This window comes from Frankia sp. CeRuru1, from assembly GCF_977966315.1.
In genome coordinates this window covers 1-20,285 of sequence record NZ_CDWWEW010000045.1, presented here as the reverse complement: position 1 = coordinate 20,285, position 20,285 = coordinate 1, and the positions used below count along the sequence as shown (strand labels likewise).

Here is a 20,285-nt window from a genome sequence, read left to right as displayed (position 1 = left end):
GGGCCAGGTCGCGCACGTCCTGCACGCCGGGAACGCTCATCAGCGCGTAGCTCACCTCGGCCGCCCGCACCGGCTCGCCGAAGGACAGCCCCATGACGTACCCGCGCACCTGCTCCGACAGCCGGCGCTTGAGCTCCTGGGCGGCCGGGGAGGCGTTGACCACCTGGGTGCCACCACTGGGCAACGGCACGTCGCGCACCAGGATGTCCGCGGACAGCGACACCGACACCGCGTCGCCGCGCTCCACCGACGGGAAGATCCCCATCGGGCGGACGTCCTCGATCGCCGCCAGCACGGCCTCCCGCACCCCGCCCGGGCCGGCCCAGATCGCCGCCGGGGTCTCGGCCACCAGCACGGTCAGGTAAAAGGGGTTGGTGATGTCCCGCTCGGTGGAGAACACCCCGTCCAGGAAGCTCAGCGTGCCGAACACCGACTGGTTCAGGTCCAGGCCGCCCAGGCCGTCGCGCACCTGCACCTGCCGGACACCGGGCACCAGGGACACCGCGACCTGCACGGCGTCCGCACTCCAGACCGAGCGCGGCGCCCGCAGCAGCAGCGCCCGGTAGCGGTCGTCCGGCCAGCGCAGGGTGCCTCCGGTCAGCGGCGCACTGTGCGTGATCCCGACCGTCACCTGCCCATCGGTGCGCGCCACCAGGGCGGCGTAGCCGGCCAGCGCGGGGTCGAGCAGGTTCCATCGCTCCAGCCGCTGCGGGAAGGTGCCGGTCACGGTGGACACCAGCGGGTCCAGGTTGCCCTCCGGCCCCGGCTGGAAGGCGCTTACCGCCACCTCGGCGACCCGCTGGGCGCTGGTCAGCACCACCTGCTCGGCGGTGGCGGCGTCGTGCCCGCCGGGGGTAAGCATCCGGGCCCCGGCCGGGATGCGCACCTCGGCGACGTCGGCCGGGAGCGTCCCGTTCAGCTGCAGGGTGACCCGCCCGCGGGCCTCGCCGAACGGCCGCGCCAGCCCGACCTCCGCCCCCAGCAGGGACAGCGCCTCGCCGGTGGCGGTGGCGATGAAGCTGTTGTCGAACATGGCGCCCAGCGCCGCCCAGGTGCGGGCATCCTCCAGGGCGGAGATCTCCAGGATCTTGCGCAGCACGGACGCCGAGGTGAGGTCGACGTCCTCGCCGAGGATGCCGCGGGCCAGGGCCAACTTCTCGGCCAGGATCCGGGTGAACGGCTTGGGCACGAACCCGCCGGCCGTCACCCCGACGTCGTCGCTGCCGGTGGCCCGCAGCACCGCGGCGTCCACGGCGACGACATCGACGGGCGGCAGGTCCGGCGGCAGGTCCGGCGGCGTCGGGTTAGACACCCGGCACCACCCCGTCGACGGACAGTGCCAGGGGGTCGCCGCTGGCCGCCTCGAACGTGGCGCGCACCGAGGCGGTGCGCCGCGAGCCCACGTCGCCCGGTTGACCTGGCTCGCCGCGCTTGTCCACCAGGGTCACGTCGATGATCCGGCGGACCCGCGGATCGCGTCGCAGGGTGTCCACCACAGCCACCCGGACCCCCTCCCGGACCAGCAGCGGGTCGACGTCGCCGGCCAGCATCCGCAGGCCGTCGAAGCCGAACCCGGTGTTGAAGACGTCGTCGCCCAGCCCGGTGGTCAGCGCGATCTCCAACGCCTGCACCAGGTTCGGTAAGCCCTCGACGACGCCGAGGTCTCGACCCCGCCCCGGCGCCGGCCGCAGCACCAGGTCGCGCCCGAGGTCCAGGCCCGGCTGGGTCGGCTCGCTGGCCAGGCCCCAGCCGAGCACCCGCCGCCGCAGGGCGGATGCCTCGGGGCCGTCCTGGGCCCGGGGGTCCCATGCTGCCATTCAGACCGCCTGCAGCGTGGTGGTGGAGGTGCGCTGCACGCTGACCGCATGCGCGGGCGGCGGCACCGCCGACCCGACGCTGGGCGCCGACAACGTCTCCAGCAGCACGGGAACGCCGCCGACCACGAGCTTGGTCGCCACCCCCGCGGTCGGCGCGGCCACCGAGGTGCAGGGCGAGGGACTGCCGCCGGCCGGGTTGGTGGCCGTGCAGGAGCCCGGCTGCACGGTCCAGCTCGACACCCCGGACTGCAGCGCCACCGGTTCGCCGCCCACCAGGAGCTTCACCGGACCGGAGTTGGCGACGACCACCTGGCCCTGCAGCGAGCAGGCCACCGTGGCCCCGGTCGTGATCACTACCGGCATCCTCATTCCACCTTCATCTGCTCGTCGACGCTGACCTTGACGTTCTTGCCGGACATCTCGACGTCCTGCTGGGTGGCCTTGATGACCACGCTGGCCGCGGCGAGGGTCAGCGTGCCCTTCGCGACTAGCCGGACGTCACCGGAGTCGGTGAACTCCAGCAGGGTGGTCCCGTCGGAGTGCTCCACCGACAGCACGACCTTGTCCGGCGCGGGCGTCGGCCTGGTGCCGGCCGGGGCCAGGCCATCGGGGCCGATCCGCAGCCGCAGGTTGCCGACCTCGATCACCCGGTGGCCGTCGGCGTCCACCAGGTCGTTGGTGGCCTTGCCGGACGGTGGGACCGGGGTGGCCGCCGCGGGCAGCGAGGCACGCTCCCCCGGCGGGACCTCCGCTGGCAGCGACAGCCACCAGTCGCCGGCCTGGGCGTCGGGCCCCGCACCGTCCGGCCACACCGCGCCGACGTCGACCGGGTCGTCCGGCTGCCCGTGCCGATGCACCGATACCACCCGGGTGCCGGGGTAGCGCGGCACCACCAGCCCGTAGCGGCCCCAGGCGAACGGCGTCGCGTACGGCACGTTCGTCTTCTCCAGCGGAGTTGCCCGGTCGACCGGCAGCCGGACGGCACCGTGCCCGGCGCCGTCGGACGCCGGCGTGGTGCCCTGCCACAGGGTGACCCGCTGCGCGGCGGCATCCCCCTCCGCGGCCGGGCGGTGCGCCCGGACCTCACCCACCTCGGCGACCTCCAGGGTGGCCAGCCGGCGCTGGATGCCGTCCTCCAGCTGTGCGCGCAGCGCGACGACCGGGTCGGGATGGTCGGTGGGCGGGGCGCCGTCGCCGGTCACCGCGCCGGCCGTGGCCGGGGTAGTACGCCGGTCCCAGCCGTCCTCGCCGGCGGCCAGGCCGACCAGGGTGAGCTCGGTGAGGAAGCCGGCCGAGCGGCTGAGCGTGTGGGTGACCCCGGTCACGTACCCGCGAGCGCCGGTGCCCTCTCCGAGCAGGCCGGTCAGCGGCGCCGCGAAGGCGCCCAGCAGCGCGGAGGCCAGGTTGGGCTGCACCGTGCCCTCACCCGGCGGCGGGTCGAAGGTGACCACGTCGCCGGGCCGGATGTCGGGGCGGCCGCGCAGCCGGACCAGCCACTGGTCGCGGCGGGCGGGCTCGGTGCCGCCGTCCGCGTCGGCGTCGAGCACCAGGGCAGGCAGCGCCTCGACCGACAGCAGCCCGGTCGGGTGGGTCAGCGCCGGCGGGTCGCCGCGCAGCGGGATCGGGCGGACGCCGACGTGCAGCGCGCCGTCGCGGACCAGCAGCAGGCCCCGCCCGTGGCGGCCGGTGGCCAGCTCCCAGCGCCGCGCGAGGCGCACCAGCGCCTCCCGGACCCGCTCGCCGCGGGCCGCCGTGAACCGGATCTCGCCGGGCCGGACCGCCGGGTCGGCCGGGGTCACCGGGTGGGTGACCGCCTGCACCCCGGCCAGCTCAGCTAGCCGGCGGGCCGCCGTCTCCAGGCCGTCCACGCTGAGCGGTTCGCGCAGCCGGGTGGTGGTCGCGACGGCGACCCGCTCGGTGCCGGTGACGACAGTCTCGTAGCGGCGGCTGCCGCGCCGCCGGGACACCCCGGTTACCGCCAGCTCCGCCACCCGGACCGGGGCGAGGGTGTCCCCGGACGCGCCGGCCGAGCCCAGCCCGGCGGTCAGCGCACCGATGCCGAGCAGGTTGGTCAGGTACCCGCCAACCGAGCTGTTGGTGTCCCGCCAGAACAGGTGCACCCGGGCGACGGCGAGCCGGGCCGCGCCGTCGGCGGTACGCGCGGCCAGCGTCTGGTGGTCGGTGTCGGTCAGCCCGGCGAACGCGACCGTCGCCGAGCCGCCCTGGATGTCGCCGGTGAGCGGCGCGGAGATCTCCGCCTCGACGGCGTCGCTGTGCAGGATGAGGGCCGGCGGGTCGGTCACGCCGCCCGCGGCGTCCACCTCGTGGAAAGTGACCACGTACCCCGGGTGGTTCCCGGTCAGCGCACCGGTCCCTAAGCCGGTCAGCAGGCTCATCGCCACTCCTGGGTCGCGGTTGCCGGCACCGGCGGGCCGAACCCGACGGCGTGCGCCGGCAACGGCTCCCCCGGACGGCGCGGCGGGCGCGGCGGGTGGTCCGGCGCCGTGCCGACGCTGCGCCAGGCTAGCCGCAGCCAGGACCCGGACGTGCCCGGGCCGACCAGCGCGCCCGCGGTCACCCGCCAGCCCAGCGGCCGGACGGCGATCTCGGCGGGCCGGGCGGGGTCGGCCGGCAGCAGCCGCTCCGCGCCCCGGACCAGGGGGACCTCGGACACCCGGCGGCCGTCGGCGACCAGCACCAGCCGGATCGGGGGGCGGGCGGCGTCGGCCAGCCCCGGCCGCCGGCTGGCACCGTCGGGCGGTGGCTCCTCGCTGGTCGAGACCACGGTCGCCGGGTCCGCGCGCAGCCACGGGCGGGCCAGCCCGGTGGGCACCACCAGGGCGAGGGTGAGCCGGGCGCTGAGCGGGAAGCGGGCCGGCAGGCCCTGGCTCAGCGTGGTGTCCAGCAGGGTGTACCCGGGCGGTGGCGCGGCGGCCGCGGACGGCGCCGGCGGCACCAGCGTGCGCACCACGACCGGGCTGAGCCGGGCCATCGTGTCCTCCTTCAACCGACCGTGCTGCAACCGACCGTGCTTCACCTGACCGTGCTTCACCTGACAACGCCTCACACTGACCACGCCTCAGCTGACCACGTCGACCAGCGCGCCGACGCCGACGGCGGCGACGTCGAGCAGCTTGCCCAGCAGCGACGGCAGCGGCAGGTGGGCCAGGGTGAGCTGGACGTCGATCACCTCACGCTTGGCGGCGCTGACCGAGAACGACAAGCTCTGCACCTGGATGTCGGTGCGGATGGTCAGCGTGGTGACCAGGATCAGCCCACCCACCTTGCCGCCAGTGAAGGCACCCAGCGCCGACCCGCGCTTGCTGGCCTCCGCGAGCTGCTCCAGGCCGAGCTTCCAGGCGAACCGCTCGGGGCCGACCAGGGACGCGGTCATCGTGATGGTGTCGTCGTGCACCTGGGCCACCGCCCGGTGACCGGTGGATCCGACCGGGGGGAGCTGGTAGCTCTCGCTGATCGACATGGCGCCGACCACCCACAGCGGGATCACCAGCACCCCGTCGGACAGGATCGCCGACGGCACCCGGCCGTAGGTCACGAAGCTCGACTCGGGCATGTCCGGTCACCTCGTCCCCGAGGTCGGGGCGTCGCCCCGGAACGACCCCGGCGGCAGGTCGTTCTGGGTGACCCGCCAGTGGCCGTCCGGCTGGACCTCGATCACGAACAGCAGCGGCACCCCGCTGGGCTGGTCGAGGTCGTACGTCACCCGGTGCAGCACGTCGACGAACTCGAAGGACCCGTCCCGCAGCGGGACCGCCAGCCGCCGGCCCTCCGCGCGGACGGTCACCTCCGGGTCGGCGACCACGGTGGCGGCCACCCGCAGGGCCTCCTCGATGATCCGGTTCTGGGCGATCTGGTTGACCCCCTCCGGGGCCAGCATCAGGCCGGCGAACAGCTCGCCGCCGAAGCCCGGCCCGACCAGGTGCGCCCGCTCCCAGCCCTCGACGGCGGCGGCCAGCCGGCTGGCCAGCCAGGGCGGGTTGGTGGGCAGCGCGCGGATCTGCTCCGGGGTCAGGGCCAGCGCCTCCAGGCCGATGCCGGGCAGGTCCCGGGCCAGCGGGGCGCCCAGGCGGCCGGAGGCGGTCACGTCGAGCGACGCGAACTCCAGCGCGTCGAACAGGTGCGACGGCGATGCGGTGGCGGTGAGCGCGGCGACCCGCCGACGCGCCGCGACAGCGAGTGCCCCCGGCGACCCCGGGGCCAGCGCGGCCTCCGCGGCCGGGGGCACCGGCCGGGTCGGCGGGATCCGCTCGCTGCCGCCGTGCAGCACCTCGAACCGGCGGCCGAACGACCGGAGCACCTCGTTGGCCCGATGCACCACCTCGCGCAGGGCGGTCGCCTCCGCCTGGCTGACCGGGACGCCGGGTCGCCGGCCGGACCGGAACGCGGTCACCGCGTCGTCCAGCCGGCGCATCTCCGCCACCAGCAGCGGGTGGTCCGGCCAGCCCAGCGGGACGGCGTGGCGGGACTCCGGCTCGAAGGTCAGGCCGCGGCTCCACGCCTCCCGCAGCTGGTGCGCCCATTCCAGCGCGTCGCGGGCGGTGGCCGCCGCGGCGCGGGCCTGCTCCTCAGGACTGAGTGCCGCCACCCGGCCACCGCGTCGTCCCGGCGGGGGAGTCGATGGGCCGCCCGCAGCCGGGCTCGCGGCCGGTGTGGCCGCGCGTCCGGTCGCCACCGTCCCAGTCGCCGCAGCACCTGCGCGGGTGCCGGTTCCCGCCGCCCGGCCACGCGGTCGCGATGCCCTACCGGCGGTCGCGGCGGCGGGCGCCGGTAGGGCCTCGAACGCCTCCCGCAACACGGCCGCCGCCGTCTCGGGCAGCTCGCCGCGGTCCAGGTCGTGACGGACGGCCTCCTCGAAGTTCTGCAGCTGCTCCATGGCGTCGGCTAGGACGTGCAGGTCGGCCTGGCGCTGCGCGGTCTGGCGGGTGGCCCGGCCACCGGCGCGCAGGTCCTCGACGTCGTCCAGCAGCCGGGCCAGCGACTCCTCCAGCCGGCTGAGCGTGCCCGCGACCCGGCTCTCGTGGTGGTGCGCCAAGGCGAGCACGACACGCTCGGCCAGCGCCTCCACCCGCAGCACCGCTGGGCGCTGCCCGGAGACGATGTCGAGCGCCCGCTGCAGCGCCTCCAGGGTGGCGGCGTGCTCGCGGGCGGCGCGGCTCAGGGCGCCGGAGAGCAGCCCGGGAGTGATGGTCATCGTTCCCCACCGTCCGCTGGTGCCCCGCCCACCACCGGTCCGCCCGCCACGGGGCCGCCCGGCGCCGTCCGCGGGGCCGGTGCCGGCAGGCCGGCGGCGAGCGGGCCGAGGGCCGCGTCGACCTCGGCCAAGGTGCCGTGGTCGACGGCCTGCTGGCGGATCCAGGGCACCAGCACCGGGGTGATCAGCCGGGGCAGGACCAGGGACATCACGGCCAGCACCGCAGTGTCGGTGACCGCCTGGCGCACCGCCTGCGCCAGCACCTGCTCGGTCATGCCACGCAGCACCTCGCGGCGGCCGCTGCGCGCGACCGACCGGGCTCCCGCCGCCAGGCCCGCCCGCTCGGCGACCCGCAGGCCGTGCTGGGCGCTGGCCACGATGGCCCGGGCGCCGCGCCCGACCGCGACCACGTCGAACACGCTGAAGGCGACGCTCAGGGCGGCCATGAGCTGCGCGACCTGTACCTCCTGCCAGCGCTGGAACAGCTCCGGGTCCTCCAGCGCCCGGTACAGGTCCCTCTGGCGGCCGGCCTCGGCGAGATCACCAGCGGTCAGCGCCAGGCCGGCCAGGCCGGTGATCGCTCCGGCGGCGACAGCGCCCAGCGGAGCGCAGAGCAGGCCGAGCACAATGATCCCCGCGGTGGAGGCGATGACCAGCAGGTCGTCGAGGGCGGCCTTGCGGCCCACCGCCCGGTTGATCCCCAGCACGTAGAGACGGTCGTTGCGGGCCGCGGTGCGAAGCTGCTCGTCCGCCAACGCATGGATGCCCTGCAGCTGGAAACGCAGCCCGCGCCGGTCGGCGCCGCCCTCGCGCCAGACGTACTGCGAGGCCGCCACGGCGAAGTAGGCGCCCTCCGCCGGGTCGGATGCCTGCGCCAGCATCCGGGCGTTCGCCTCGGACATCTGGGTGAGCAGGCTCCGCAGGTGTTCCTCGACGAACGCCGGTTCGCGCTGGGCCCGGGCGTACAGCGGCTCCAGATCCCCGATCTGCAGGAACAGCGGGTCGACCTGGTTGACCACCGCCCGCCGCAGGTTGATCTCGGCGTCCAGGTCGGCGGCGGTCCAGACCCTGTCCCGGAACCGCACCACCCGGTCACCGCCGCGGCGTTCGACGAGGGCGTCACCGGCGACGGCCAGCACTCGTGGCGGGACGGACCGGATCGGCGCCGGCAGCTCGACGAACATCATCCCGTCGCCCGCTGGGATCGTCTGGCTGACCGACAGGACGTCGCGGACCGAGCCGGTGACGAGCACGGCCTCGGAGTGCGTGATCGCGTGCCGCAGTGTGGTCACCACCACGACCGACTCGCCGAGGATGGCCAGGGTGGACGAGAAGGCCGCCGCGGTGGCGTCGAAGCCGGCGCCGCGGCGCCCGTCGATGCCGTGGCGGGAGGAGCGGAGCTGCTGTAGCAGCAGCACCCGGCAGGTCTCGGCGTAGAGCAGGGTGAACGCGTCGAGCAGGGACTCCGACAGCTCCGACCAGAAGCGCCAGGCCCAGCCACCGGCGTACGGCTCGCCGCCGGGGCGCACCTTCACCAGCCGGAGGTTCTCCGGTTCCTGGTAGGCGGCCATCAGGTCGTCGGCGAACCGGTGCAGGTCGGTGGCGATACCGGCGAGCGTCCGCAGTGCCGCGAACTCCGGGGTGCTGCCAGGCCGAACGTCGAGGTAGCCGTTGTTGCCGCGGCCGTCGTGGCGGACGCTGACCTGGGTGGTGGCGGTGCTGCGGACACCCTCCATGCCGACCGTGTGCGCCCGCACCGCGATCATCGTCGCGCAGTTCAGCGCGAACCGGCCGAGGTAGTGGCACTCCCCCACCCGCAGCCGGGCGGCGAGGTCGCGCATCCGGGCCAGCAGGCCCTGGACGCCGACCAGGTCCTGCGCCGGCGGCTCGGCCAGGAACGGCTCGCAGACCAGCGGCGGCCCGTCGCCCCCGCTGACCGGCCAGGGCCACCCGACGCCGGCCGGCTGGCCCGGCTGGCCACCTGCCCGCTCGCCGGTGCCGGTCCCCGCCCGGGCCGGGCCGCCGTCGCCGGTCCCGGTGCCGCCCGGCCCGGTACCGGCTCCGGCGGTGCCCCCGGACCCGCCCGGGCCACCCGGACCACCAGGTCCGCCGGCTGGCTCCGGGCCACTAGGCGCTCCCGCCCCAGGCGCGCCGCCGGCCGGGGTGACGACGATGACATCGTCGTCGAGCTGGTAGGTCTCTGACAGTGGGACCAGGTCGAGCTCCATCCCGGGCAGCACCCAGTCTGGCTGGCTGACCATCTCGACCAGGTCCCGCCGGCCGCCGGGGCCGGTGAGCAGCAGGTAGCAGGCCAGGCGGGCGGCCCGGCCGACGGCGGTGTCCAGCGCGCGGTCCACCAGGTCGGTGATGGCCGCGGCGTGGTCCGCGGCGCTCTGCCCGGGTAGCCGGGGGTCTGCCTGCTCGGCGGCCCGCCGCCAGGACTCGGCGTAGAAGTCGGTGACCACCGTCCGGGCCTGCGTCGCGCTGCCCTGCCAGCGCAGCCGGTACACCACTCCCGGGTCGAAGCTGAGCGGTTCACCCTCGCGCTGGCCGAAGCGGGGGAAGCGGAACCGGCCGAGCGGGAAGGACGACTCCACCCGTTGCTCGCCCGGGTGGACCGCCCCGATCTCGTAAGCCCCGGACGGGCCGAGGAACAGCACGCCGACCAGCCCAGACGCCGACGGCGCCACCGACGAGACCCGGACCGCCCGCAGCGCCGTCCGCACGTAGTTCTCGGCCATCACCGGCGACCAGACGGTGGTCGACTCGGTCCGCCCCGGCGGGCTCGCCGCGACCCCGGGCTCGCCGCCGTCGTCGAGGACCTCAACCGCCGCGTCGCCGCCCTGGTAGGAGGGGATGACGTAGCGCCGCAACGGCCGGCTGAACCGGGCGGCGTCCACCGCCTCACCGACCGGCGGCTGCGCCGCGGATGTGCGGCGCAGCACCCCGTCGGACACCCCGGCGGCGGCCACCGCCCGACCGATCGCCCCGGCCACCACACGTTCCACGGCGGCCCGCTGGTCTTCGGTGAGCCCGGACGCCGCCGCGCCGGCCCAGCTGATCTCTGCGGGCAGCACGCGCACGCCCATCCCGTCCGGCAGGCCGTCGAGCACCCGGCCCCGGCTGGCCCGCACCGCCCGGGTCACGCCGGCCTCGACGGCGTCCGCCAGCAGGTCGGCGTCGGTCAGCCGGGTGGCGTCGACGACGAGCCGGACGGGGTGCACGACGCGGGTGGTCATCAGTCCCGCAGCCCGCGCACGATGTGCCGCGCAGCCAGCTTCGCGATGGCCTCGACGTCCGGCGCCTGCGCCTCGCGCACCTCGATCACGACCGGGAAGTGGTACTCGACGACCGCGCGCGGGTCGGCCGCGGCCGGTTCCAGCTCGGCCTCGCTGCCGGCGGCGGGAAGCACCAGCTCGCCGGCGTGGACGAGGGCGATCCCGGTCTGGCGGACCCGGACGGCACCGGGGCGTGCATCCTCGGCCACGCCGTCACCGGACTGTCGCGGACTCGCCGGACTTGGGCTCGACCGTCGCCGAGAGGCTGAAGCCGGAGAACACCGACGAGGGGGCGCCGGCGATCGTGGCGTTCGTCGGGGCGGCGGAGGTGATGACGCAGTCGCTGATCACGATCTTGGTGAATGACCAGTCCGCGCCGTGCTCGGTCTCCTGCAGGATGATGTCGAACCGCGCGCCCGCCAGGGCCAGCGCCGTAAGCTGCGCCGCGGAGTCCCCGATCGCCTTCACCGAAAGGGAGAACGTGATGGTGGACGGGGTGTAGACCACCCCGATGTGCGTCTCCTCGATGGAGTTGAGCACCTCCGCGCCGAGAGTGAAGGTCGGCGAGAAGGAGTCCACTGGGACGATCTTGTGAACGCCGTCGGTGTTCTGCCAGGAGACGGCGAGCCGAGACCTCCAGTCGGGCATGACATGTCCCCTTCCGTTGAGCGGCGATGACGTCAGAAGGTCGGCGCGAGGGTGACGACGATCCGGTGGGTGGCCGGGCCGAGCACGACCTCCAGCGCGACATCCACCGCGCGGTTGGCCCGGGCCTGGGCGACGAGCGCCTGGTCGGCCGGCGAGCGGGACCCTTCCGGCAAGGTCAGGATGTCCAGGACCGGGATGCCGATGCGGAAGCCGTCGATGGCCGACGAGCGTTGCAGCGGCCCGAGGATGCCCTCGATCCGGGCCTTGAGCAGGGTCAGCCCGGACCGGGTGATCCGGGCGTCGCCCACCAGGCCGATCAGCCCGGCCTTGAGCCGGAAGTCGATGTCGTCCAAGGTCCGGACGGTGTCGATGAACAGCTGCGTGGCGTCGGTGGTGAAGCAGCGGCCCTCCGCGAAGTGCAGGCCATCCCCCACGATGAGCGCCGGATCGATGACCGGGATGATCCCGGCCTCGGACAGCTCTCGGATCTCGCCTGGGCTGTACTGCCCGGCCAGCGGCATCTGGATGCCGCGGACCCGCTTGAGCACGACGGACACCTGCGGCGGGTACCCGGCGATCGCGGCCGCCGCCGCGGCGGCCACGTCCCCGGTCGCGCCGCGGGCGGCGACCACCACCATCCGGCTGGAGTCGCTGCGCAGCGGGGTCAACAGGTCGACCAGGTCATCGACGTAGGTCGCGCTGCGCGGCCGGGCCGGGTCGACCATGGCGACACCGATCCGCTTGTTGCCCTCGGCGGACATCGACTCCACATGCGCCTTCAGCGCGTGCAGACCGGTCGCCGCCTCGGCGCCAGCCGGCGCTCCGACGGCCGTGGTCCCGGCCAGGACCACGAAGGTGACGTCGTCGGCGGCATCCAGCGAGGCCAGCGCTTCGGCGAGCGCCGTGCCCGCCGCACGGACGCCGTAGACCGTGCTCGGCTTGGGGTCCTGCAGAAGCGCGACCCGCAGCGCCTCGTACAGCGGGTTCGCCTCCACCACGCCGCCCTGGATGCTGGAGAACAGGGTGGCGGCGTCGGCCAGGGAGCTGACGAGTCGCGGGGTGTTCACCGCCGCCGTCCCGCCGCGGGGGCCGTCCGGGGTGGCGCCGACCACGGCGAGCACACCCGGTGAGCGCTGGGACACCGGCTGCAGCGCCGAGGTGTCGACGCGGACCTCGACGAAGGGGTACGCGGCGGCGACGGGCATGGCTTCCTCCGAGGTCCTAGCTGAGGGTGGCGGTGACGAGGGCGATGCCGTGACGGGCGAGCCAGGACGCCGCGATGGCCCGTCGTGCCGCCCGGAGCTGTTCCGGGGTACCGGCGGTTGGGCCGGGCCAGCCGTCGTCGTCGAAGACGGCCTCGGGCAGCAGCCAGACCACGACCACGGCGTGCCGCCGGCGCAGGTGCGGTTCCGCCTTGGGTTCGCCGCCGGCGTCCACCACCCGCTGGCGGACGACGGCGCTCTCGCGCAGCAGAGCGGCGACGCCGCTCCCGGCGCCGCGGGCCAGGATCGGTGCGGTGACCGGCAGCCGGCGCACGACGGTGGCGGTGCCGGCGGGGTCGGCGAACGCCACCCGCACCTGGCCGGTGGCGACGTCCCCGGCGGGCCCACCGGGCGGCCCACCGGCTAGCCACTGCGACGTGACGGCGGTGACCGGCTCGCCCGCCGGCCGGTACCGGGCCACCACGGCGCCCCGCCACAGGGCGGTCACCCGCGGGACGGCGGCGTCGACCAGGCCGGCGGCCAGCAGGTCAACCTCGTAGGGGACCGGGTCCTCCAGCCGCCGGACCATCCCGTGCAACCGGACCGACCCAGCGAGGTCCACGACCAGCTCGACGCTGTCGAAGACGGCCGAGTAGGGGCCCTCGAACTCGGGATGGTCATAGCCGGCGGCAGCGACGGCGGCCAGCGCGGCCTGGTCGAACAACGCGGCGCGGGAGGCCTCGTCCGCCAGCCGCACGAGAGCGGCGTCCTCGAAGTCCACACCGCCTCCCCAACAGCCTTGTCGAGTGCAGCCTTGTCGATCTCCCGGCGGTCACCGGGACCTCGTCCTGATCGCGCAGAATACGCGAGCGTTTCGGGGGCGTCCGCCGAACAGGGGAACTCCGCGGTCGCGGTGCGCGACGGAGGTGACTGCTCCACACCGGACCCGTCCTCAGTCCGCCGCCGCCCGGTCGGCCCTTCTCACGATCTTGGGATCAATCCGGCGCAGCAACAGCGCGGTGACCAGGATGCTCACGACCCCGACGGCGAGGCCGCCGGTGAGGACCAGCTGCGCCATGGTGATGAGCACCAGCGGCGGCATCGTCTTGTCCGGGTTGTCGACGAGGGACGAGACGATGAGCCCGATCATCGCCGAGGCAAAGGCACACACCACGACCGCGAGCAGGACCTCCAGCACCGGGATTCGGATGAGAATTCTTGTGGGGCTGCGGTGGACTGTTTGTCGGGTGCCGGGGTGTGGCTGGGATGATGGTGGGGCGTTGCCCGGTCGACGTCGGCTCTCTCTGGTGCGGACGAGCCCGTGTTTGAAGGGTGGAAGTGGTGTTCCCGCGCTGCGCGGGGCTCGACGTTCATCGGGACACGGTGGCCGCGGCGGTACGGATACAGCCCGCGAAAGGGCCCGCGAAAGTCGAGACCCGTACGTTCACCACGGCCGGGGGTTCGCTGGGTCTCCTCGCGGACTGGCTGGCCCAGAACAAGGTCACGGTCGTGGGAATGGAATCAACAGGGGTTTACTGGAAACCTGTCTTCCACCTGTTGGAAGACCAGTTCGAGTGCTGGCTTCTCAACGCCGCGCATGTCCGTAACGTACCAGGTCGGAAAACGGATGTGGCGGACGCGGCGTGGCTTGCGGAGCTCGTCGCGCACGGCCTGGTCCGGCCGTCGTTCGTCCCTCCGAAGCCGTTCCGGGACCTGCGAGACCTCACCCGGGCGCGGCGCACGGTCGTGGAGGAGAAGACCCGTGAAGTGCAGCGGCTGGAGAAGCTGATGCGGGACGCCGGAGTGAAACTCACCAGCGTCGCGTCCCAGCTGCTGGGGGTCTCCGGCCGGGCGCTCCTGGAGAAGATGATCACTGAATGGATCACCAGCGCGCGGGCCGCCGACCTGCCGCACCTACAAGCCTTCACCCGCGGCCTCGGCCTCGACCGCGACGCCGTCGATCACGCCCTGACGTTGCCCTACAACAATGGCGGCACCGAAGGCGTAAACACCAAGACCAAGCGGATCATGCGCCAGATGCACGGCCGCGCCGGCTTCCCGCTCCTCCGCCACCGGATCCTGCTCGGCTAACGCACAGTCACCACCGGATGTGCGGCAGAGCCAGAACAACGGTGTAACTCCACGGTGATGCTCTGTGCATACGCGCAGGTAGAGGAGGCACCAGATGACCAGCATGACGACAGATCCGGCAGCGGAGACGATCGCGGGCGAACCGGCAGCCGCCGGCGCCCAGGCCGCCGCCCCGGTGCTCGACGAGGACGGACGCGAGTCACCATCTGATCATGCCTGGCCGCCGGCGCAGGGTCGTGCCAGCCGGACGCAACAGAGCCGTCCGGGTTGAGTCCGGGCCTGCTCCGGGTCTGGTGTCAGGTTCGATCCGGGGCCGTCCTATCCGGATTCAGTCCCGGTTCGGTCCGGATGTAGGTCAGTACGGGGGCTCGCGCGGCGATGGCCGCGCCGCGCGAGCCCCGACTCACCGACGGTCAGCTACTGTCCGCGACCTTGGCCAGGGTCGGCTTGAGCTGCTCGAGCTGCCACGGGATATTGAGGATCGTCGGGTTGTTGACCGCGCCGGCCGTGAAGGCGTCGACCTGCAGGACCCGTCCCGCCTTGACCGCCGGGATGTCGGTGAACAGCTTGTTGCCGTTCATCTCGGTTTTCAGGGCTGGGGTGGCGAAACCGATCAGCACGAAGTCCGCGTCCAATGCGTCGAGCTTCTCCATGCTCAGCGACCGGTCCACTACATTGGCCGTCACACCCGGCGCGAGCTTCATTCCGAGTTCGGTGTAGAGCTGGACGGACACCGTCTTCGGGTCGTCGATGACCGCGAGCCCGCCCGGCTCGTAGTAGAAGGAGTAGCTGAACGTCTTGCCGGCCAGGCCGGGAAGGCTCGACCTGGTGTCCTGGATGATTTTCTCGATGGCGGCGATCGCCTTCCGGGTGTCGGCGTCGCGGCCGACGGCCTTGCCGATGATGGTGCTGTTCTCCTGCCAGGTCGCGATGCCGGCGTCATCCGTGTAGCCGACGGTCGGCGCGATCTTCGAGAGCCGGTCGTAGTAGTCGGCCAGGCCGTAGAAGTTGGTGGCCAGGATCAGGTCGGGATGCAGCGCGGCAATCTGCTCGAGGTTCAAGTCCCCGCTGGTGCCCAGCGCGGTGCTCTTCGACAGGTCGATCTTTCCCTGGAGCCAGGGGAAGACGCCGTCGGGCTTATATTCGTTCTTCGCGTACGCGATCGGCGTGATGCCGAGCGTCGCCAGAGTGTCCTCCTCATAGCTGAGCGCGATGATCCGCTTCGGCTGGGACTTGATGACCGTGGTACCGAACTTGTTCTTCAGCGTGACCGGGAAACTGCCCGTCGCCGCGCTCGCCGACGCGGCCGTCCCACCGCTGCCGTCGCCGCTACTGCCGCAGCCGGCCGTGACGGCCAACGCGGTAGCGGCCAGGATCGCCGCCAGGAGGAGTTTCAGTCTGTTTCGCACTGCTTTCTCGTTTCCGTGGTCAGGCCGCGCGCCGGGACGGCTCGCGGGTCGCGGGTCGCTTCCCATCCGGCGATGAGGCTGGATCCGCCGGCATGAGATGCCGTCTCTCCTTGTGGTCACGCGCCGCTGACTAGGTAGACGTAAGTTAGGTAAGGCTTAGTTAATTAGATGACGGCGTCCTCGTCTACCCCATCCGCCGACAAATCCGGGCATGGGTCGGTGAGCGCCCGGCGGTCCACCTTCCCGCCGGCGGTGACGGGGAGCGTGTCGACCACGGTCACGACGCTCGGCACCATGTACTGGGGAAGCAGGTCGGCACACCAGGCCAGCACCTCGTCGGCGAGCGTCCCGCCGGCCGGGCCGGCATCGGCTCCGGCCCGATCGGCATCGGGGACGACGAAGGCGAGCAGCCGGGGCGCGGCGGCGTCCCGGGACAGGACGACCGCCGCCCGCCGCACCCGGGGATGCCCGGCCAGCGCAGCCTCGACCTCCTCCAGCTCCAGCCGCATCCCGCGGATCTTCACCTGGTTGTCGGCCCGGCCCACGAATTCCAGCCAGCCGGCGCTGTTCCACCGGGCGAGATCTCCGGTGCGGTACATCCGCGCGCCATCACCGGCGAACGGGTTGGCGACAAAACGCGACGCGGTCAGCGCCCCGTTGTTCACATAACCGCGGCCGAGCAGGAAACCGGCCACGTACAGCTCGCCGACCGCACCGGAGGGCACCGGGGCCAGCAAGTCGTCGAGGACGTGGAGCTGGGTGTGCGGATTCGGTCGGCCGATGGATGCGGCGAGCCGTTCGGCGCTGTCCCGGTAGATCACATGAGAGACGCCGATCGTCGTTTCGGCCGGGCCGTACCCGTGGTAGAGCGCAGTGTCGACCTGGGCGCGGAAACGGGCGAAAAGCGCGGGTGTCAGGACCTCGCCTCCGCACCAGACATGCCGCAGCGAGCCGAGCGCCGACGTCCCTTCCGCCGCCTCCAACAGAACGTCCAGCATCGACGACACCAGATAGACGAAGGTGACCCGCTCCCCCTCGATAAGCTCAAGCAGGTATCCCGGGTCAAGCTCACCGTCCGGCTCCGCCACGACCACCCGGCCGCCACAGACGAGCGGTAGCAGAATCTCGTTGATCGAAATGTCGAACGACAACGGCGCCTTGAACAGGGACGCATCGTGCGCGCCGAAGGCGAACAGATCCGTCACCTGCCACCGCAGCCGTTCGGCTATCGCGTCATGCCGGATCATCGCCCCCTTGGGAGTTCCGGTCGACCCGGAGGTGAAGATCACGTAGGCCAGCCCCGCCGGGGGGACCGGCAGGTCGAGCGGCTCGGCCGACTCGCCGCCCCAGGACCAGGCGCCCAGGTCGACCGGCACGGCGGGCACACCGTCCACCAGCCCGCCGGACTCCACCGGCGCAGCCGGACCGGTCACGATCAGCCGGGCTCGCGCGTCGGCCAGCACCCGCCGGCGCCGCTGGTCGGGCCAGGCCGGCTCGACCGGGACAAACGCCCCGCCCGCGACCATGACCGCGAGGACCGCGACGATCATCTCCGCTGATCGGACCAGCCGGATGCCGACGATGTCTTCCGGCCCGAGGCCCTGTGCCCGTAGCGCCCGGGCGAGCTGGAAGACCCGGGCGCCGAGCTCCCGGTAGGTCAACCGCACTCCGGGTGCCACGACGGCGGTCGCGCCCGGTGAGCGCCGTGCCTGGGCGGTGAACAGATGGGCGACGGTCGAGGCCCGCGCGGGCAGGCTGGCGTCGTTGCAGCACTCGAGCGTCGTCGGCGGGCCGGCCGGCTCGACCGGCTCGACCGGCGGTGGCCCGGGTTCCTCAAAGCGCAAGCTCACAACCATTCCATCCGTCGACAATGAAGCGGGAACCGTCAATGCCAGGCGTCAGCCACCACGCCCCGGAAACCCGACGGGGAAGCGGCCGGCGCGGAGTTCGGTCGGTACAGCGTCAGGCCGCCCACCTTGATGTGATCAACTTTTGACAGTTTAGCAAGTAAGCCTTACCTACTCAAGGTAAAGCTTACTTAATCAAGATCGTGGCCGCCGGACCGGGTCCGGACCGCCACCGCCGGGCTCGCCGGCGGCGGACAAGCCTCCGGGACCGGAGCCAGCCGGCGCGGCGCCGGACGCCGGTAGGCCGGCCAACCGGTCCAACCGGTCCAACCGGTCCGGATCATCGCCGTGCTGGTTTCCAGCGCCGAACCGGCGGTTTCCCGCTCGGTACGGAAATCCCGACGGGTGCGATACACTCATGGGCGTGACGCGCACCGGCGATAGCGATCCAGGCGATAGCGACCCAGGAAATAGCGATCCAGACGCCCGGGCCGCTAAAAGAGTCCCCGGAATACCTGCCCGGCCACAGGAAAGTGACCCCTGATGGGAAGTGTTCTTGCCGTCAACATCGCCGTCGTCCGAACTGATGCGTGGACCGGAAGGCAGGGTCGGAGCGGGATTGACAAGCGTCCCGCCGAGGGGCCGGTGCACGTCGGCCGGTACGGCCTGCGCGGAGACACCATCTGCGACCTGACGTTTCATGGCGGTGTTGATCGGGCCGTGTACGTGTTCGCTCACGAAGATTTCTCCTGGTGGTCGCGCTCCCTTGACCGTGATATCCCTCCGGGTAGTTTCGGGGAGAACCTGACGTCGTTGGGAATGGATGTCACCGGCGCTCGGATCGGCGAGGTCTGGGCCGTCGGGTCCGCGGTGGTCCAGGTGACCTCGCCCCGCACCCCCTGCCGTGTTTTCGCCGGATTCTGGGACGTCCCGGATCTCATTAAGCGCTTTTCGCGGCGCGGTACGCCCGGCGCGTACCTGCGGGTTCTGGCCGAAGGAGAGGCCGCCGCCGGGGATTCGATCACAGTCCTGCGCCGGCCCGGGCACGGGATAACCGTCGGGCAGGTCTTCCGAGCGCTCACGACCGAGCCCGACGGGCTGCCCGCCCTCGGCGGCATCACGGATCTCCTTCCGGAAGACCTACGGAACAAAGTTCAGCGACGGCTGGCCCGATCAGCTCCCGCCAGCGGCGGGTAACGTCTCGGTCGCCGGGCCGGGCGCGGTCAGAACTTCAGGTACATGTCGTCCGGAATGATCGGCTGGTGGTAGGTGCACGATCCCGAGAGCACCGTCGATCCGTGCAGCCGCGACTTGGGAATGAGAATCTTATCGCCGTCACTCAACGCGATCTTGTGAGTGACGTTGTTCCAGAAGTGCATGTCACCCGACTCGATCATGACCAGCCGGTGCTCATCGTGGACGTGCGTCGTCGATGTCTCGTCACACGACTCGACGAACGTGTCGAGGTCGACCGCTATCCCCTCGGTGGTGAGGTAGGCGTCGATGGCCTCGGCCTTCGCCTTGTACTCCTCGATCGAGTCGGCCCAGGCCAGCTGCTCGGCGAGGTCACGGTCCCAGCGGCGGGCGAGCTGGGCGGCGTCCGTGAAACCGGCGTGAAAGGCGGTCAGGGCCGCATCCCCGGACAGCGCGAGCAGCGGGGTGAGCAGCGTGTCGACCAGGTCGTCCAGCGCGGCGGGGGTCAGCGCCGGCGGTGGCGAGGCGAAGAATGCCGGCCGCTCGCCGAGGCCGTCCTCGACCGCATCCGCCCAGGCGGCGGCGGCGACCGCGTCGTCGATGCGCTGGTGCACGAACGCGCCGAGCAGCTCGGCGTGCCGGTGCGGCGCGCGGGACAGCTGGTGGAGACGGTTGCCCCGGGCCAACGAGGTATTCAGGTAGAGCTGCCAGTAGGCCCCGGCCGTCGGGGTGAGCCCGGCCACGGCGAGCAGGGCCGTCCAGGCGTCCGAGCCCGCCACCCAGCGCCGGTAGTCGTCGAGAAGCAGTCGCCGAGCGAACGGCTGGGCGAGGTCGTACTCGCCGAGCGACGCGCGGGCGGTCGCCGTGCGTACCGCGGGCAGGAATGCTGAGAGCTGCAACAACGCGAAGGTCGTCGCCTCGCGCCGGTCCCGGGTGCCGCGCAGCACCGTGAACGCGTCCCCCGGGTGGTCCCGGCGTTCCTCCCAGTAACCGCGCAGCTCGCTCAGCAACCCGCCGGCGGACGGGCCGACCGGCGGGGACGGGCGTTGGTGCGCCAGGAACGAGAACAGGTGGCGTTCGAGGACCGGCTGGGCGAGCGCGCCACGCAGCCGGTTCCCCGCGCCGTAGAAGTCCGGGGCGTCACGATCGGCCGCCGCGTTGCGGTTCGGCGGCAGGTACAGCAGGTCCGCGTCGTAGATGTTGCGCAGCATCCGGTGCCCGAGCAGGCCCGAGAGCTTGAGGGTCTCCTCGGGTCCCAGCGCGGTGCCGTAGTCGAGCCAGGCCAGGTCGGCGGGCCGGACCGGGCGCCGGTACGGGTCGTCCTCGGTGGTCAGCTCCTCCCACTCGGCCGGGCGGAAGGCGGGGTTCGACGCGAACGAGCGCACGAGGGCGTGCGCGCCCGGTCCGTGCTGGGCGGCCTCCACCCGGCGGGCCAGATCGTCGGGCCCGGCCGGCTCGACGGGTTCCGAGCGGCCGGGTTGCTCCACCGGCGCGCTCGCCGCCGGCACTGGGTCGAGGGAGCGCTCCGGGGTGGTGGGCCCGGCCAGCGTCGTGGTCTGGTCCGAAGTCATCGAGTTCCTCCTCTGG

At 72.9% G+C, this 20,285-nt stretch carries 18 protein-coding genes and 1 pseudogene; 3 read left to right on the top strand and 16 right to left on the bottom strand.

Going from position 1 to position 20,285, the window contains the following annotated elements:
• The 13 genes and pseudogenes from AC08OP_RS05665 to AC08OP_RS05605 form a co-directional block, all read right to left on the bottom strand.
• Positions 1–1,312 (bottom strand): hypothetical protein (locus tag AC08OP_RS05665; RefSeq protein WP_476613218.1); only part of this gene is annotated, 1,312 nt, incomplete at its 3' end.
• A complete protein-coding gene (locus tag AC08OP_RS05660) occupies positions 1,305–1,817 on the bottom strand; it encodes a hypothetical protein (protein ID WP_476613217.1) in 513 nt (170 codons plus the stop codon). The genes AC08OP_RS05660 and AC08OP_RS05665, both read right to left, overlap by 8 nt.
• Positions 1,818–2,180, bottom strand: coding sequence for a hypothetical protein (locus AC08OP_RS05655; RefSeq protein ID WP_476613216.1), 363 nt, complete (start codon positions 2,178–2,180; stop codon positions 1,818–1,820). It abuts the gene before it with no gap.
• Between the two features lie 2 nt (positions 2,181–2,182).
• Positions 2,183–4,213: a hypothetical protein gene (locus AC08OP_RS05650; RefSeq protein ID WP_476613215.1), complete on the bottom strand. Its 2,031-nt coding sequence runs from the start codon at positions 4,211–4,213 to the stop codon at positions 2,183–2,185.
• Positions 4,210–4,809, bottom strand: coding sequence for a hypothetical protein (locus AC08OP_RS05645; protein WP_476613214.1), 600 nt, complete (start codon positions 4,807–4,809; stop codon positions 4,210–4,212). The genes AC08OP_RS05650 and AC08OP_RS05645 overlap by 4 nt, the downstream gene beginning before the upstream one ends.
• Before the next feature lie 87 nt (positions 4,810–4,896).
• Positions 4,897–5,391, bottom strand: a complete 495-nt coding sequence (locus tag AC08OP_RS05640; protein ID WP_476595291.1) for a hypothetical protein — start codon at positions 5,389–5,391, stop codon at positions 4,897–4,899.
• Between the two features lie 6 nt (positions 5,392–5,397).
• Entirely contained in the window at positions 5,398–7,029 is a 1,632-nt protein-coding gene (locus AC08OP_RS05635) for a polymorphic toxin type 4 domain-containing protein (RefSeq protein ID WP_476613213.1), read from the bottom strand.
• Entirely contained in the window at positions 7,026–10,268 is a 3,243-nt protein-coding gene (locus tag AC08OP_RS05630) for a hypothetical protein (RefSeq protein WP_476613212.1), read from the bottom strand. Before AC08OP_RS05630 ends, AC08OP_RS05635 begins: the two co-directional genes overlap by 4 nt.
• Positions 10,268–10,516 (bottom strand): hypothetical protein, encoded by a 249-nt coding sequence (locus tag AC08OP_RS05625; protein ID WP_476593250.1) that lies wholly within the window; start codon positions 10,514–10,516, stop codon positions 10,268–10,270. Before AC08OP_RS05625 ends, AC08OP_RS05630 begins: the two co-directional genes overlap by 1 nt.
• Before the next feature lie 4 nt (positions 10,517–10,520).
• Complete coding sequence (locus AC08OP_RS05620) at positions 10,521–10,955, bottom strand: hypothetical protein (protein WP_476613211.1); 435 nt, start codon at positions 10,953–10,955, stop codon at positions 10,521–10,523.
• Between the two features lie 32 nt (positions 10,956–10,987).
• Entirely contained in the window at positions 10,988–12,160 is a 1,173-nt protein-coding gene (locus AC08OP_RS05615; RefSeq protein WP_476613210.1) for a hypothetical protein, read from the bottom strand.
• A 16-nt stretch (positions 12,161–12,176) separates the two neighbouring features.
• Positions 12,177–12,938 (bottom strand): hypothetical protein, encoded by a 762-nt coding sequence (locus tag AC08OP_RS05610; RefSeq protein ID WP_476613209.1) that lies wholly within the window; start codon positions 12,936–12,938, stop codon positions 12,177–12,179.
• A 171-nt stretch (positions 12,939–13,109) separates the two neighbouring features.
• Positions 13,110–13,352 (bottom strand): annotated as a pseudogene (locus AC08OP_RS05605) (hypothetical protein); the annotation flags it as partial.
• 137 nt (positions 13,353–13,489) lie between these two features.
• Between AC08OP_RS05605 and AC08OP_RS05600 the strand changes: the two are divergent.
• Complete coding sequence (locus tag AC08OP_RS05600) at positions 13,490–14,248, top strand: IS110 family RNA-guided transposase (RefSeq protein WP_476613208.1); 759 nt, start codon at positions 13,490–13,492, stop codon at positions 14,246–14,248.
• 94 nt (positions 14,249–14,342) lie between these two features.
• Complete coding sequence (locus AC08OP_RS05595) at positions 14,343–14,519, top strand: hypothetical protein (protein WP_476611989.1); 177 nt, start codon at positions 14,343–14,345, stop codon at positions 14,517–14,519.
• Between the two features lie 142 nt (positions 14,520–14,661).
• Here the strand turns inward: AC08OP_RS05595 and AC08OP_RS05590 are convergent, their stop codons facing one another.
• Both AC08OP_RS05590 and AC08OP_RS05585 read right to left on the bottom strand, forming a co-directional pair.
• Positions 14,662–15,657, bottom strand: a complete 996-nt coding sequence (locus AC08OP_RS05590; protein ID WP_476613207.1) for an iron-siderophore ABC transporter substrate-binding protein — start codon at positions 15,655–15,657, stop codon at positions 14,662–14,664.
• Positions 15,658–15,821: 164 nt separating this feature from the next.
• Complete coding sequence (locus AC08OP_RS05585; RefSeq protein ID WP_476613206.1) at positions 15,822–17,513, bottom strand: amino acid adenylation domain-containing protein; 1,692 nt, start codon at positions 17,511–17,513, stop codon at positions 15,822–15,824.
• Between the two features lie 534 nt (positions 17,514–18,047).
• Here AC08OP_RS05585 and AC08OP_RS05580 point away from each other — a divergent pair.
• Entirely contained in the window at positions 18,048–18,701 is a 654-nt protein-coding gene (locus AC08OP_RS05580) for an MOSC domain-containing protein (RefSeq protein WP_476613205.1), read from the top strand.
• 26 nt (positions 18,702–18,727) lie between these two features.
• Here the strand turns inward: AC08OP_RS05580 and AC08OP_RS05575 are convergent, their stop codons facing one another.
• Positions 18,728–20,269: a cupin domain-containing protein gene (locus AC08OP_RS05575; RefSeq protein WP_476613204.1), complete on the bottom strand. Its 1,542-nt coding sequence runs from the start codon at positions 20,267–20,269 to the stop codon at positions 18,728–18,730.
• Between the last annotated feature and the right edge of the window lie 16 nt (positions 20,270–20,285).

Excerpts from the sequence above, each read along its gene's own strand:
- AC08OP_RS05660 (WP_476613217.1), bottom strand. The coding sequence starts at position 1,817 with ATGGCAGCATGGGACCCCCGGGCCCAGGACGGCCCCGAGGCATCCGCC.
- AC08OP_RS05655 (WP_476613216.1), bottom strand. The coding sequence starts at position 2,180 with ATGCCGGTAGTGATCACGACCGGGGCCACGGTGGCCTGCTCGCTGCAG.
- AC08OP_RS05650 (WP_476613215.1), bottom strand. The coding sequence starts at position 4,213 with ATGAGCCTGCTGACCGGCTTAGGGACCGGTGCGCTGACCGGGAACCAC.
- AC08OP_RS05645 (WP_476613214.1), bottom strand. The coding sequence starts at position 4,809 with ATGGCCCGGCTCAGCCCGGTCGTGGTGCGCACGCTGGTGCCGCCGGCG.
- AC08OP_RS05640 (WP_476595291.1), bottom strand. The coding sequence starts at position 5,391 with ATGCCCGAGTCGAGCTTCGTGACCTACGGCCGGGTGCCGTCGGCGATC.
- AC08OP_RS05635 (WP_476613213.1), bottom strand. The coding sequence starts at position 7,029 with ATGACCATCACTCCCGGGCTGCTCTCCGGCGCCCTGAGCCGCGCCGCC.
- AC08OP_RS05630 (WP_476613212.1), bottom strand. The coding sequence starts at position 10,268 with ATGACCACCCGCGTCGTGCACCCCGTCCGGCTCGTCGTCGACGCCACC.
- AC08OP_RS05620 (WP_476613211.1), bottom strand. The coding sequence starts at position 10,955 with ATGCCCGACTGGAGGTCTCGGCTCGCCGTCTCCTGGCAGAACACCGAC.
- AC08OP_RS05615 (WP_476613210.1), bottom strand. The coding sequence starts at position 12,160 with ATGCCCGTCGCCGCCGCGTACCCCTTCGTCGAGGTCCGCGTCGACACC.
- AC08OP_RS05595 (WP_476611989.1), top strand. The coding sequence starts at position 14,343 with ATGACCAGCATGACGACAGATCCGGCAGCGGAGACGATCGCGGGCGAA.
- AC08OP_RS05585 (WP_476613206.1), bottom strand. The coding sequence starts at position 17,513 with ATGGTTGTGAGCTTGCGCTTTGAGGAACCCGGGCCACCGCCGGTCGAG.
- AC08OP_RS05580 (WP_476613205.1), top strand. The coding sequence starts at position 18,048 with ATGGGAAGTGTTCTTGCCGTCAACATCGCCGTCGTCCGAACTGATGCG.
- AC08OP_RS05575 (WP_476613204.1), bottom strand. The coding sequence starts at position 20,269 with ATGACTTCGGACCAGACCACGACGCTGGCCGGGCCCACCACCCCGGAG.